Here is a 12,940-nt window from a genome sequence, read left to right on the forward strand (position 1 = left end):
CCCGCTCTCCTCAACAAGTCGATCGATGGCTTTCCAGACCGGATCGTCGCATGAGTTGTCTGTCCGCAACCTGGGTACCGCGCGCTTACGGGGAACTGCGCACCCGAGGGGGACCAGCTGTTGCAGGAAGTGGGATTTTATGGCTCCCGCAGCGCGCGTTTAGCGTCGGATTCATGGAGTGGAATTTTCAGTCGGCCGGTGAGTTGGCGGTCGCGTTGCGCGCCGGTGAAGTGTCCTCGGTGGAGCTGACCGAGGCGGCGATCACTGGGATCGAGCGGGATGACCCGGTGATCAACGCGATCTGTGTGCCCGACTTCGACCGGGCACGGGATTCTGCACGGGACGCCGACCGGGCACGTGCCCGGGGCGAAGACCGGCCGCTGCTGGGTATTCCCGTGACGGTCAAGGAGTCCTACAACATGGCGGGGCTGCCCACGACCTGGGGCATGCCGCAGTTCCGGGACTTCCGGCCGGCCGCGGACGCGGTACAGGTGTCGCGGCTCAAGGCCGCCGGCGCGGTGGTGCTCGGTAAGACCAACGTCCCGTTGGGGCTGCAGGACATCCAGACCTTCAACGAGATCTACGGCACCACCAACAATCCGTGGGATCCCGATCGCACCTCGGGCGGATCTTCCGGTGGCTCGGCGGCGGCCCTGGCCTCGGGATTCGGCGCCCTGTCCATCGGCTCCGACCTCGCCGGATCATTGCGGACCCCCGCGCATTTCTGCGGCGTCTACGCGCACAAGCCGACCCTCGGCCTGGCCGCGATCCGCGGTATGACCCCGCCGTCGACCCCGGCATTGCCGACCGAGTCCGACCTCGCCGTCGTCGGTCCGATGGCGCGCACTGCCCGCGATCTCGCACTCCTGCTCGACGTGATGGCAGGACCGGACCCGCTGACTCTCGGTGTGGCACACCGGGTGACGCTGCCGCCCCCGCGTCATGAGGGCCTCGGCGACTTCCGGGTCCTGGTCCTCGATGAGCATCCGTTCCTCGCAACCTCAGCCGCGGTGCGCGCCGGCATCAGCCGGGTGGCGGATGCCCTTGCTTCCAGCGGTGCCCGCGTCGAACGACACAGTCCACTGCTGCCAGATCTGGCCGAAGCCGCGTTGCTGTACACGCAGTTGCTGTTTTCCAGCACCTCGGCGCGATTCCCGGTCGACGCGTACGAGCAGCTGCAAACCCTCGCCGCCGGCCTGAGCCCAGACGATCAGAGCCTCGATGCGGCTCGGTTGCGCGGAATGGTGTCGAGCCACCGCGATTGGATCGAGGTGAACAACCGTCGCGAACTCCACCGCCAGGGCTGGCGACAGTTGTTCGGTGAGTTCGATGTCGTCGTGTGTCCGATCACGCCGACTCCGGCGTTCCCGCATGACCACAACCCAGATCTGTTGGAACGTCGGATCGATGTCGACGGTGTCGAGTACGCGTACTTCGACCAGCTCGTCTGGGCCGGACTGGCCACCATGCCCGGCCTGCCCGCTACCGCCGTACCGGCGGGGCGGTCCGCCGAGGGACTGCCGGTGGGAGTGCAGCTCATCGGTCCGATGTTCGAGGACCGCACCCCGCTGCGGCTGGCCGAACTGCTCGAACAGCAGATCGGTGGCTTCCAGGCACCTCCGGGTGCCTAGTCCGCCAACGTCACGTCGACCGACGCCAGGCGGTCCGGATCGCCGATGATGTCGATGACATGGATCCGGCCGTCCCGAATATCAAGGCGCAGTAGGGACTTGAGCTGACCGGCGGGCGCGACGACGATGCCCGCGGCGCCGTCGAGAACGGCGACCTCGCCGCCGCGCGCTGTCGCGGCGAACAGCTTGGACTCCTCGACGAACTCCCGGGCGCCCCGCAGCTCGACGGGAATGTGCCCGCCGACGAGCACTCGGTCCACGCGGCGCACCACGTCGGGGTCGAGGATCTCCAGCAGAGCGTCGAGGTCGCCCTCCTGCGAGGCTGCCAGGAAAGCTCGCGCGACGGACAGGTGTTCGGCGGTGGGGCGAGCCGCGCTGGTTGCACCCCGCACCCGCTCCCGGGCCCGGCTGGCCAGTTTCTTGGTGGCTGCCGGCGTGCGGTCGAGCAGCGCGGCGATGTCGTCGAAGGGCACGGCGAAGGCGTCGTGCAGAACGAACGCCACGCGCTGGGCGGGAGAGAGCCGGTCGAGCACCACCAGCAGGGCGCGGCCCACCGACTCGGCCATGGCCACCTGTTCCTCGGCGGCCGGAGCCACGGCAGCAGGAACGTGCTCGTCGGAGCCGAGCACTTCCGCGCGGCGTTTCCGCTCCCGGAGTCGGTCGAGGCATTCGTGGGCGGTCACCGTGGTGAACCAGCCAGTCGGATTGGTCACCTCGGCGATGCCGCGCCGGCTCACTTTCAGCCACGCGGCCTGGACCGCGTCGTCGGCGTCATGCACCGAGCCGAGCAGTCGGTGGGCGACCTCGCGTAAGTGGTGCCGATCCTCCTCGAACCGGGCGGCCAGGGTCTCCAGATCGGTCACAGCGTCACCTTCCGGGCGTCGGAAACGTCATCAAGGTGAACCACCACCGCAGCATCCGAACATGGGAGACGACCATCATGACCCTACAACTCGGCATGATCGCGGCCGTGATCGTCGCGATCGCCATCGTGGCCAATGGGGCGATGGCCGTCGCGGACCTCGCCGCGGTCCGCTTCGTCCTCGCGAACTCCGCCGAGGTCGGTGTCCCGCGGAGTTGGGTACCGACCCTCGGACTGCTCAAGGGCGCGGGCGCGGTCGGACTGCTCGTGGGCCTGTTGGCCTTCCCGCCGCTGGGTATCGCCGCCGCGATCGGGCTGATCGGGTTCTTCGTCGGCGCCGTCATCACCCACATCCGTGCGGGCGTGTTCTACAACATCGCCTTTCCCGCCGTGTTCCTCGTGCTCGCGGTCCTCGCGCTTGGGGCCTTCCTGGCGGGCTGACCCTGGCTGTGGATGCCAGGAACTGCAAAGGCCCCATCCCTCGCGGAATGGAGCCTCTGCAGTTCGGCGTGTGAAGTTTGCTGTGGGATTCAGGCGCTGCGGCGGATCCCCCGCTTGAGCAAGAGCTCGCGCTCGGACTCGCTCAAGCCGCCCCAGATGCCATAGGGCTCGCCGACGGCGAGCGCGTGGGTGCGGCACTGGGTGATCACCGGGCAGCTGCGGCACATCTCCTTGGCGCGAACCTCGCGTTGCGCCCGGGCCCGCCCGCGCTCGCCATCGGGATGGAAGAACACTGACGAATCGACTCCACGGCAAAGTCCCTGCATTTGCCAATCCCAGATATCCGCATTGGGTCCGGGAAGTTGCTGCGGCTGCGGCATTTGGAAAACCCCTCTCTGCTCGCCCATTTCGCCAAAAGTGGGCGGGTTTGAGTCGGTGGAACCGAACTGAGCACATGTCGCCGATGACCGCTCGTGCACACAAACTAGGGGGGCCCGATAAAGCGAGTCAATACCTTGCCGATGTGCTAAAGGACATAACCGCAGGTCGAGAATTTACATCACGTTCATCATTGTGACGCGGTGACCGAGACATCGGTGTTAAGGATCTGCTAGAGGTCATCGGATTTTCCCTGCTCGGACCAGAGGTGTCGTCATGCGCTATTCCGGCCGGGCGATAGTTAGTTGACCTGCCATTAACATTCGAGCCATCAATTGTTAACTAATTGTCGCCGGCAACGTGAATTCCGGCGTATCCGTCCGTGCCGGGTTGCCCACGAACCCGGCGGTACCGACGGTATTGATAGCGTCGCTGACCGATGACTGCAATCGCAGGGGCCGCCGCGGCCCTGGCTGACGCTGCCTTCGGGGCCGACCCCGGCCGCTGGCCGCTGCCCGGCGCGACCACGCCGCGCGAGCGCTGGCTGCGGGCGGTCGCCGCCGGCGGGCAGGGGCGCTACGCCTGTGCGCTCACCGAGCTTGCCGAGATCCTGCGGTGCCAGGACTCGGGTCCGTTGGTCTCGCTGGTCCACAGCACCCGCGCCTCGTTTCTTCGCCAGCTGGGTGGGCACGCGCGCGCTCGCGGCGCCGACGGCCAGGCGTGGGCGCACCGCGGCGACGATGACGAGGCCGCCGGCGACGCGCTCGTCGGGCTCGCCGCCGACGCCTTGGGGATGGGCCGGTTCGGGGTGTCGGCCCGACTGCTCGACCGGGCTCGCGCCATAGACACCCCCGGCGACTCGCGGCAGCGGATCCGGCTGTCGTGGGTGAGCGCCGAACTGGCCATGGTCCAGGGCCGCGGCGCCGAGGCCGTCGAACATGCCCGATGCGGAGTCGCGGCCGCGGCCGGTCACCGCTCGACGCGCCACGCCGTCAAATCCGACGTCGTGCTGGCCGCGGCGCTGTGCAGTGCCGGCGAGCTCGACGCCGCGCGGGAGGTCGCCGACGCGGCACTGCCGGCCACCGAGAAATTCGGACTGATCCCGCTGCGCTGGGCGTTGGCGTGCGTGCTGGCCGACATCGGCAGCGAGTCACACGACGCTGCCCAAATCAACCGGATCCGGGACCTCGGCGCCGATACAGTGCGTCGCAGAGGCGGGGTGTGGGCCGGCGCCTAGATCTGGCACCGGCAGGGCCCTGCCTCATCGATCGTTATTGTTTAGCTGAGCCAATCCGCCCCGAGTGTCGGTGCAACGTAACGCTGGAGAGATCGCCCACGATGACAAGTTCGGGAGACCGTCTCGACATTGTCGTTGCTGACGCAGTGGCAGGTGATCGGAACGCGCTCTCGGAAGTGCTGGAGATCATTCGGCCGATCGTCGTTCGGTATGTCCGGGCGAGGGTGGGGGCGACCGAGCGCAGTGGTCTATCAGCTGATGACGTTGCGCAGGAGGTTTGCTTGGCCGCCATTACGGCGCTGCCGCGCTACAAGGATCAGGGACGCCCGTTCCTGGCCTTTGTCTACGGCATCGCTGCGCACAAGGTTGCTGACGCGCATCGCGCGGCAGCCAGGAACCGTGCCGAGCCCACCGAGGTGGTGCCCGAGCGGTTCTCCCTTGACGCGGGGCCCGAGCAGACCGCTCTCGACACCGAGTCTTCTGAACGGATGGCCAGGCTGCTGTCCGTGCTGCCCGAGAAGCAGCGCGAGATCCTGATCCTGCGCATCGTCGTCGGCATGAGCGCCGAGGAGACCGCGGAGGCCGTCGGAAGCACCGCCGGCGCCGTGCGCGTCGCGCAGCACCGTGCGCTCGCCCGGCTGAAGAACGAGATCATGGCGACGGGGCGCGACCATGCCTGACTTCGGCCGCTGGACCTCAAACGGTGGTGATCCGTCCCTCAACGAGATCAACCGGTCCGAGAAATTCATCGAGGCGCTGTCCCTCGAGCGGCAGGTCTATGCGACCGACCGGGAGGAGGCCGAACTGGCCGTCCTGCTGGCCGGTTGGCGCGACGACGCACGACAAACCCCGATGGCGGGCATCGCGACACCGCGTGAGGCCGTCAAGGCGCTCGACAAGGCGACCGGGCAGGGTCGGGTGCGCATCCCGATGGCGCTGGTGGGCTCCATGGCGGCCGCGGTGCTGTGCCTCGGCGGGTTCGGTGCGGCCGTGTACGGCTCCGGCCCGGGCGATGCCCTCTACGGGGTGCGCGGATTGGTCTTCGGGTCCGCGCCGGTAACCCGCGACGTGGGGGTCGAACTGGCGTCGAGCGAGCTCAAGCAGGTCCAGCAGATGATCGACGACGGGCAGTGGGAGCAGGCCCAGCAGAAGCTGCAGACCATCACGACCACGGTCGCCACCGTCGGCGACGAGCAGCGCAAGCAGGAACTCGTCGACCAGTGGCAGCAACTGTCGGTCAAGGTGGAGAACCGCGACCCGAACGCGACCGTGCCGCCCGATGCACCGCCGGTGGTGTTACCCGAGGTGACGGTGACGACGACGCCGCAGTCCCCGTCCACGCCGGGGGAGACGACGCCGACGTCGCCTTCGACACCGACGACCGGGCCTTCGACACCGACGACAGAGCCCAGCCCGGGTTCGGAGACGTCCACGTCACCCACGTCGCCATCGGAGAACCCGACGTCGCAACCGACGACCAGCCAGCCGTCGACGCCGCCGTCGTCGACCACGGCCCCGACGCCGTCGAGCAGTGCCGAGCCGACGACGAGCGCGCCGGCCACTGCGACAGAGTCCTCGCCCGCCTCAACGCCGGCGGCGCCTCGCACGTCCTCGGCGCCGACCACCACGGCCGCACCGGCGGCCGAAGCGCCCGCGGTGACCACTACGACTGTCGCGCCGACCGTCGAGCCGACATCTGTGCCGTCCGCGCCGTCGGTGCGTACTACGCAGGCCGCGCCTGTGGAGCCCAGCAGTGGCGGAGGTCACGAAAGCCCGTCGGGCGGACATAACGGAGAGGGCCCGGCATCGCCGGGGATCGAAGTGCCCCTGTTGCCGGGGCTAGGCGGCGGTCAGCGGTAGCCGTCGGTGTCCGACGTGGCCTCGTTGAGGGACGCGTCGGCATAGCCGCGGCAGTAGTCCCACGTCACGTAGGCATCGGGCTCGGGGTCGTAGGCCGGCTCGTGCGGGCGCACCGTGCCGTCGACGAGCAGCTGCAGCAGGTTGGCCCGCAGCATGTCCCAGTCGTGGTAGTGGTCCTGCTGGCATTCGTCACAGCAGACGACGAGACCGCGAATTCCCTTGTGCGCCAACAGCGCCTCGTATACCGCGAGATCAGCTAGATCAGCCTCGACAGCCGTCCGTTCCTGGGGGTCCAGCGGCTGGCCCGGCTCGATCGCGTCCAGCGCAGCAGAAGGATCGCAAGGATCATCGGCAAACGGATCGGGCGGCAAACCAGGGGGGAGGTGGTCACGCACGAGTCCCACACTACGCAGCCGCACAGGTATCGCGCCAGCCGTCCTGATGCGCGGGGGGATGTGCACCCTGAGGTGCAAGGAACGGCAACATCACTGTCAATAACCGAGCCGATAGAATCGGGTTATAAGCCCCACGCCTGCCACTGGAGGCCCCACCCATGTCGATCGCTGAAAGCAGCGTTCCCATTGCCGTACCGGTGTCGACCGGCGGCGACGATCCCACCAAGATCGCGATGCTCGGTCTCACCTTTGATGACGTCCTGCTGCTGCCTGCTGCCTCGGATGTGGTCCCGGCCACCGCTGACACCTCGAGCCAGCTGACCCGGAACATCCGCCTGCGGGTGCCGATGGTCAGCTCCGCGATGGACACCGTCACCGAATCGCGGATGGCCATCGCGATGGCCCGCGCCGGTGGGATGGGCGTGCTGCACCGCAACCTTCCGGCCGCCGAACAGGCCGCCCAGGTGGAGACGGTGAAGAGGTCGGAGGCCGGTATGGTCACCGACCCGGTCACCTGCTCGCCCACCAACACCCTGGCCGAGGTCGACGCGATGTGCGCCCGGTTCCGGATCTCGGGGCTCCCGGTCGTCGACGAGGCCGGGCAACTCGTGGGGATCATCACCAACCGCGACATGCGCTTCGAGGTCGACGAGAACAAGCCCGTCGCCGAGGTGATGACCAAGACGCCGCTGATCACCGCCCAGGAAGGCGTGTCCGCCGAGGCTGCCCTCGGCCTGCTGCGCCGCCACAAGATCGAGAAGCTGCCGATCGTCGACGGTCACGGCAAGCTGACCGGCCTGATCACCGTCAAGGACTTCGTCAAGACCGAGCAGTTCCCGTTGGCCACCAAGGACAGCGACGGCCGGCTCCTGGTCGGCGCTGCGGTGGGCGTCGGCGACGACGCCTGGGCGAGGGCCATGACACTGGTCGACGCCGGAGTCGACGTGCTGATCGTCGACACCGCCCACGCCCACAACCGCGGCGTGCTCGACATGGTGGCGCGGGTGAAGCAGACCGTGGGCGACCGCGTCGAGGTCGTCGGCGGCAACGTCGCGACCCGCGCCGCGGCCGCTGCGCTGGTGCAGGCCGGCGCCGACGCGGTCAAGGTCGGTGTGGGCCCCGGCTCGATCTGCACCACCCGCGTGGTCGCCGGTGTCGGCGCCCCGCAGATCACCGCGATCCTCGAAGCCGTCGCCGCCTGCAAGCCCTACGGCGTGCCGGTGATCGCCGATGGCGGTCTGCAGTACTCGGGCGACATCGCCAAGGCGCTGGCGGCCGGCGCATCGACGGCCATGCTGGGCTCGCTGCTGGCCGGCACCGCCGAGTCGCCGGGCGACCTGATCTTCGTCAACGGCAAGCAGTTCAAGAGCTACCGCGGCATGGGCTCGCTGGGTGCCATGCAGGGACGCGGCGGTGGCAAGTCCTACTCCAAAGACCGCTACTTCCAGGACGACGTGCTCTCCGAGGACAAGCTGGTGCCCGAGGGCATCGAGGGCCGGGTGCCGTTCCGGGGGCCGCTGGGCTCGGTGATCCACCAGCTCACCGGCGGGCTGCGGGCAGCCATGGGCTACACCGGCTCGGCGACCATCGAGCAGTTGCAGCAGGCGCAGTTCGTCCAGATCACGGCGGCCGGGTTGAAGGAAAGCCACCCGCACGACATCACCATGACTGTCGAGGCCCCCAACTACTACACCCGCTGAATCGGTGGGGCAGGAGACTAAGAACAGTCATGCGCGACATGGTTGAAATCGGCATGGGCAGGACCGCCCGCCGTACCTATGAGCTCGACGACGTCACGATCGTGCCCTCGCGGCGCACCCGTTCGTCCCAGGATGTCTCGACGGCCTGGCAGCTCGATGCCTACCGCTTCGAGGTTCCGGTCATCGCACACCCGACCGACTCGCTGGTGTCGGTGGAGTTCGCGATCGAGATGGGGCGCCTCGGCGGTCTCGGCGTGCTCAACGGCGAGGGGCTGATCGGCCGGCATGCCGATGTCGAGGAGAAGATCGCGAAGGTCCTCGATGTCGCGGCGAACGCCGACGACGACTCGGCGGCGATCCGCATGCTGCAGCAGCTGCACGCCGCCCCGCTGGACCCCGACCTGCTCGGCGCGGCGGTCGCGCGCATCCGCGAAGCCGGCGTGACCACGGCGGTCCGCGTCAGCCCGCAGAACGCTCAGGCCCTGACCCCGACGCTGGTGGCCGCCGGGATCGACCTGCTGGTCATCCAGGGCACCATCATCTCCGCCGAGCGGGTCGCGTCCGACGGCGAGCCGCTCAACCTGAAGACCTTCATCTCCGAGCTCGACGTGCCGGTGGTGGCCGGCGGCGTGCTCGACCATCGCACCGCGCTGCACCTGATGCGCACCGGCGCGGCCGGCGTGATCGTCGGCTACGGCTCCACTGCCGGTGTCACCACGAGCGACGAAGTGCTCGGCATCAGCGTGCCGATGGCCACGGCGATCGCCGACGCGGCGGCCGCCCGTCGTGAATACCTCGACGAGACCGGCGGCCGCTACGTGCACGTGCTGGCCGACGGCGACATCCACACCTCTGGCGACCTGGCCAAGGCGATCGCCTGCGGCGCCGACGCCGTCGTGCTCGGTACCCCGCTGGCGGTGGCCGACGAGGCGCAGGGCAGCGGTTGGTTCTGGCCGTCGGCGGCGGCTCACCCGTCGTTGCCGCGGGGCGCGCTGCTGCAGGTGGCGGTCGGGGAGCGGCCCAGCCTGGAGCAGGTGCTCACCGGACCGTCCGACGATCCGTTCGGCTCGTTGAACCTGGTCGGCGGTCTGCGCCGATCGATGGCCAAGGCCGGGTACTGCGATCTCAAGGAATTCCAGAAGGTCGGCCTGACGGTCGGTTCCTGATCTCGGCGGGATCCCCAGACCGGGCCCGCTGCGCCGTTTTCTGCACCAGGGTTGTGCTCGGGCGCTGATCGCGACCCTGAGGTAGAAATCGGTAGAGGTCGCCGCCGCATGGAGAAATTCTTCTTTACAAGTTAGGGCCTCCTGTCTAGAAGTTACCTGCGGGTAGCGTCATACTGGTCACATGCAGCCTGACTATGACGTCTTGGTGATCGGTTCGGGATTCGGCGGCAGCGTCAGCGCGCTGCGCCTCACCGAGAAGGGCTATCGGGTCGGAGTACTCGAAGCCGGCCGGCGGTTCACCGACGCCGACTTCGCCAAGACCTCGTGGGATCTGCGCAAGTTCCTCTGGGCGCCGCAGCTGGGCATGTATGGCATTCAGCGCATCCATCTGCTGCGCAACGTGATGATCCTGGCCGGCGCCGGTGTCGGCGGTGGATCCCTCAACTACGCCAACACTCTGTACGTGCCGCCGGACCCGTTCTTCAACGACCCGCAGTGGAAGGACATCACCGACTGGCGGGCCGAGTTGATGCCGCACTACGACCAGGCTCAGCGGATGCTCGGGGTAGTGAAGAACCCGACCTTCACCGACGCGGACCGTATCGTCAAAGAGGTCGCCGACGACATGGGTTGCGGGGATACGTTCGTCGCCACACCGGTTGGCGTGTTCTTCGGTCCCGACGGTGAGATGACCCCCGGCAAGACCGTGCCTGATCCCTTCTTCGGCGGAGTCGGCCCGGCCCGCACCGGGTGTATCGAGTGTGGCGAGTGCATGACCGGTTGCCGGCACGGCGCCAAGAACACGCTCGTCAAGAATTACCTTGGCCTGGCGGAATCGGCCGGCGCGCAAGTACATCCGTTGACCACCGTGACGAGTTTCGAGCAGCGTGCCGACGGTGTCTGGGAGGTCACCACCGTGCGGACCGGCAGCAAGCTGCGTCGTCACCGCAAGACTTTCACCGCGAATCATCTGATCCTGGCGGCCGGGACGTACAACACCCAGAAGCTGCTGTTCAAGATGCGGGACACCGGCAAGCTGAACAAGCTCTCGGACAAGCTGGGCGTGCTGACCCGGACCAACTCCGAGTCCATCGTGGGGGCGCAGACCCTCACGGTGACACCCGGCATGGATCTCACCCATGGCGTGGCGATCACCTCATCGGTGCATCCCACCTCCGACACCCATGTGGAACCGGTGCGCTACGGCAAGGGTTCCAACGCGATGGGCCTGCTGCAGACGCTGATGACCGACGGCACCGGGCCGAAGGGCACCGACGTTCCTCGTTGGCGGCAGTTCCTCGATCAGGCCCGCGAGGATCCGGGCAAGCTGGTCCGGCTCCTCAACCCGCAGCGGTGGAGCGAGCGCACGGTGATCGCGCTGGTGATGCAGCACCTGGACAACTCGATCACCACCTTCACCAAGCGTGGGCCCGGGGGCAAGCGGGTGATGACGTCCAAACAGGGCCACGGTGAACCGAATCCGACGTGGATCCCGGTGGGCAACGAGTTCACCAGGCGGATGGCGGAGAAGGTCGACGGCGTCGCGGGTGGCACCTGGGGCGAGCTGTTCAACATCCCGCTCACGGCGCACTTCCTCGGTGGGGCGGCGATCGGCGACAGCGCCGAGCACGGTGTCATCGACCCGTACCAGCGGGTGTACAACTACCCGACGCTCTACGTCATGGACGGCGCGGCGATATCGGCGAACCTCGGCGTGAACCCGTCGCTTTCGATCACCGCGCAGGCCGAACGCGCGGCGTCGCTCTGGCCGAACAAGGGGCAGAACGACGAGCGTCCGGCTCAAGGTGAGTCCTACCGGAAGCTGGCGCCGATCGCTCCCGAGCGTCCCGTGGTGCCGGCCGAGGCTCCCGGTGGGTTGCGGCGGCTGCCGATCGAACCCGTCAACACGGGCGGTTAGCCCCCGCCGCATTCCGGGTACCTAACCCTCGCCGGGCGGCACCGTCCGGCGAGGAAGGAAGGGTGTGGCGATGCGAAAGGCATTTCACGACGAGTTGGCGGCATTGTCCGACCAACTGGCCGAGATGTGTGCACTGGCGGTCAGCGCGATGCAGCGGGCCAACGAGGCCCTGCTCGACTCCGATCTGTCCTTGGCCGAGCAGGTCATCGCCGACCACGAACACATCGCCGACTACAACCGCCGCATCGAGGAGTCCGCATTCCGGCTGCTGGTCCTCCAGCAGCCTGTCGCCGGCGAGTTGCGCACAGTGGTCGGGTCGATGCACATCGCCGCCGATATCGACCGGATGGGCGCGCTCGCTGTCCATGTCGCCGACATCTCCCGGTTGCGTCACCCCGATTGCGCCCTGCCTGACGAAGTGCGCGCGAGTTTTACCGACATGGGATCGCAAGCCGTCCGGTTGGCGCAGACCGCGCAAGAGGTGCTGGTGTCGCGGGATCCGGACGCCGCCGCACGGCTGCGCGACGAGGACGACGGCGTCGACGCCGAGCATCGCCACCTGTTCACCCTGCTGCTGGACCGTCAGTGGGAGGACGGGGTGTGCTCGGCTGTCGACGTCGCACTGCTGGGCCGCTACTACGAGCGGTATGCCGACCACGCCGTCGAGATCGGCAAGCGGGTGATCTTCGAGGCCACGGGTGGACGGCCCGTGCACAAGAAATTGGCGTGAGCCGGTTACCGCCCGTCCGGGCTGGATTCCAGCAGCGCGGTGAACAAGCGGGTGAGGGTGTCGATGTCGATCGTTCCCGGCTGCAGCACCTCCTCGGTGGCGATCCCCGAGATGATGGTGACCACCAGCTGCGCGAGTGCCGACAGTTGCTTGCCGGGCAGTGACGTTCCGGCCTGTTCGACGATGCGCAAGGCTTGATCGGCGGCTGTCCGGCGGCGCGCCACCAGGCGTTCGCGCAGCTCGGGATCGCGCACTGCGCGCAGCCAGTACTCGATCAGGACGATCTGGTATTCGGTCTGGTCGTGGATCGAGTCCAGCGTTGCGCGACTCAGCGCCGCGGCGATCGCGGCGGTGTCGCCCTGCCCGCTGTCGAGGGCGGTCGCGATGAGTGCGCCGCGGCTCTCGAACTGCCGGTCCAACAGCGCCAGGAACAGCTCGTCCTTGGATTCGAAGTTGGAGTACACCGCTCCCTTGGTGAAGCCCGCGGCCTGACCGATGGCGTCGATGGTGGCGCCGGCGAAGCCTTCTGCGGCGAAAACCGTCAGCGCGGCATCCAGAATCCGGTCGCGCACCTCGTCGCGGGTCGGGCGCGTACGTGCCGGTTTGACAGCAGTCATGACCA

At 68.0% G+C, this 12,940-nt stretch carries 13 protein-coding genes; 9 read left to right on the forward strand and 4 right to left on the reverse strand.

From position 1 onward, the window contains the following. Positions 1-173: 173 nt before the first annotated feature. Positions 174-1,631, forward strand: coding sequence for an amidase (locus AC4ELS_RS22595; protein WP_499049382.1), 1,458 nt, complete (start codon positions 174-176; stop codon positions 1,629-1,631). On the opposite strand, the gene AC4ELS_RS22600 is transcribed toward AC4ELS_RS22595, so the two are convergent. After that, positions 1,628-2,494 carry a sigma-70 family RNA polymerase sigma factor gene (locus tag AC4ELS_RS22600; protein ID WP_448445712.1) on the reverse strand — a complete coding sequence of 289 codons (867 nt, stop codon included), beginning with the start codon at positions 2,492-2,494 and terminating at the stop codon, positions 1,628-1,630. The two genes, AC4ELS_RS22595 and AC4ELS_RS22600, sit on opposite strands and share 4 nt — an antisense overlap. A gap of 95 nt (positions 2,495-2,589) precedes the next feature. Between AC4ELS_RS22600 and AC4ELS_RS22605 the strand changes: the two genes are divergently transcribed. Continuing rightward, positions 2,590-2,934 (forward strand): DoxX family protein, encoded by a 345-nt coding sequence (locus tag AC4ELS_RS22605; protein WP_448446049.1) that lies wholly within the window; start codon positions 2,590-2,592, stop codon positions 2,932-2,934. 89 nt (positions 2,935-3,023) lie between these two features. Here AC4ELS_RS22605 and AC4ELS_RS22610 read toward each other — a convergent pair whose 3' ends face one another. After that, complete coding sequence (locus AC4ELS_RS22610) at positions 3,024-3,314, reverse strand: WhiB family transcriptional regulator (RefSeq protein WP_055111427.1); 291 nt, start codon at positions 3,312-3,314, stop codon at positions 3,024-3,026. A gap of 437 nt (positions 3,315-3,751) precedes the next feature. On the opposite strand from AC4ELS_RS22610, the gene AC4ELS_RS22615 reads away from it, so the two are divergent. The 3 genes from AC4ELS_RS22615 to AC4ELS_RS22625 all read left to right on the forward strand — a co-directional run bounded on the left by AC4ELS_RS22615 (position 3,752) and on the right by AC4ELS_RS22625 (position 6,409). Beyond that, the gene (locus AC4ELS_RS22615; RefSeq protein ID WP_499049385.1) at positions 3,752-4,549 is read left to right on the forward strand and encodes a tetratricopeptide repeat protein; all 798 of its coding nucleotides are present in this window, start codon (positions 3,752-3,754) and stop codon (positions 4,547-4,549) included. Positions 4,550-4,650: 101 nt separating this feature from the next. Further along, positions 4,651-5,229 (forward strand): sigma-70 family RNA polymerase sigma factor, encoded by a 579-nt coding sequence (locus AC4ELS_RS22620; RefSeq protein WP_055109741.1) that lies wholly within the window; start codon positions 4,651-4,653, stop codon positions 5,227-5,229. Next, positions 5,222-6,409 (forward strand): anti-sigma-D factor RsdA, encoded by a 1,188-nt coding sequence (locus AC4ELS_RS22625; RefSeq protein ID WP_498885321.1) that lies wholly within the window; start codon positions 5,222-5,224, stop codon positions 6,407-6,409. The genes AC4ELS_RS22620 and AC4ELS_RS22625 overlap by 8 nt, the downstream gene beginning before the upstream one ends. Here AC4ELS_RS22625 and AC4ELS_RS22630 read toward each other — a convergent pair. Further along, complete coding sequence (locus AC4ELS_RS22630) at positions 6,400-6,804, reverse strand: DUF5319 domain-containing protein (RefSeq protein ID WP_003882245.1); 405 nt, start codon at positions 6,802-6,804, stop codon at positions 6,400-6,402. The two genes, AC4ELS_RS22625 and AC4ELS_RS22630, sit on opposite strands and share 10 nt — an antisense overlap. A 158-nt stretch (positions 6,805-6,962) precedes the next feature. Between AC4ELS_RS22630 and guaB the strand changes: the two genes are divergently transcribed. The 4 genes from guaB (at position 6,963) to phoU (ending at position 12,318) form a co-directional block, all read left to right on the forward strand. Continuing rightward, positions 6,963-8,504, forward strand: coding sequence for an IMP dehydrogenase (gene guaB, locus AC4ELS_RS22635; RefSeq protein ID WP_055109737.1), 1,542 nt, complete (start codon positions 6,963-6,965; stop codon positions 8,502-8,504). A 38-nt stretch (positions 8,505-8,542) separates the two neighbouring features. Next, on the forward strand, positions 8,543-9,670 hold the full coding sequence (locus AC4ELS_RS22640) for a GuaB3 family IMP dehydrogenase-related protein (protein WP_499049484.1): 1,128 nt from the start codon (positions 8,543-8,545) through the stop codon (positions 9,668-9,670). A 181-nt stretch (positions 9,671-9,851) separates the two neighbouring features. Further along, the gene (locus AC4ELS_RS22645; protein WP_064878376.1) at positions 9,852-11,588 is read left to right on the forward strand and encodes a GMC family oxidoreductase; all 1,737 of its coding nucleotides are present in this window, start codon (positions 9,852-9,854) and stop codon (positions 11,586-11,588) included. A 70-nt stretch (positions 11,589-11,658) separates the two neighbouring features. Beyond that, a complete protein-coding gene (gene phoU / locus AC4ELS_RS22650; RefSeq protein ID WP_064878378.1) occupies positions 11,659-12,318 on the forward strand; it encodes a phosphate signaling complex protein PhoU in 660 nt (219 codons plus the stop codon). Positions 12,319-12,323: 5 nt separating this feature from the next. Here the strand turns inward: phoU and AC4ELS_RS22655 are convergent, their stop codons facing one another. Next, positions 12,324-12,935, reverse strand: coding sequence for a TetR/AcrR family transcriptional regulator (locus AC4ELS_RS22655; protein WP_413784885.1), 612 nt, complete (start codon positions 12,933-12,935; stop codon positions 12,324-12,326). Positions 12,936-12,940 lie beyond the last annotated feature (5 nt).

It is taken from the genome of Mycobacterium shunyiense (genome assembly GCF_058270035.1).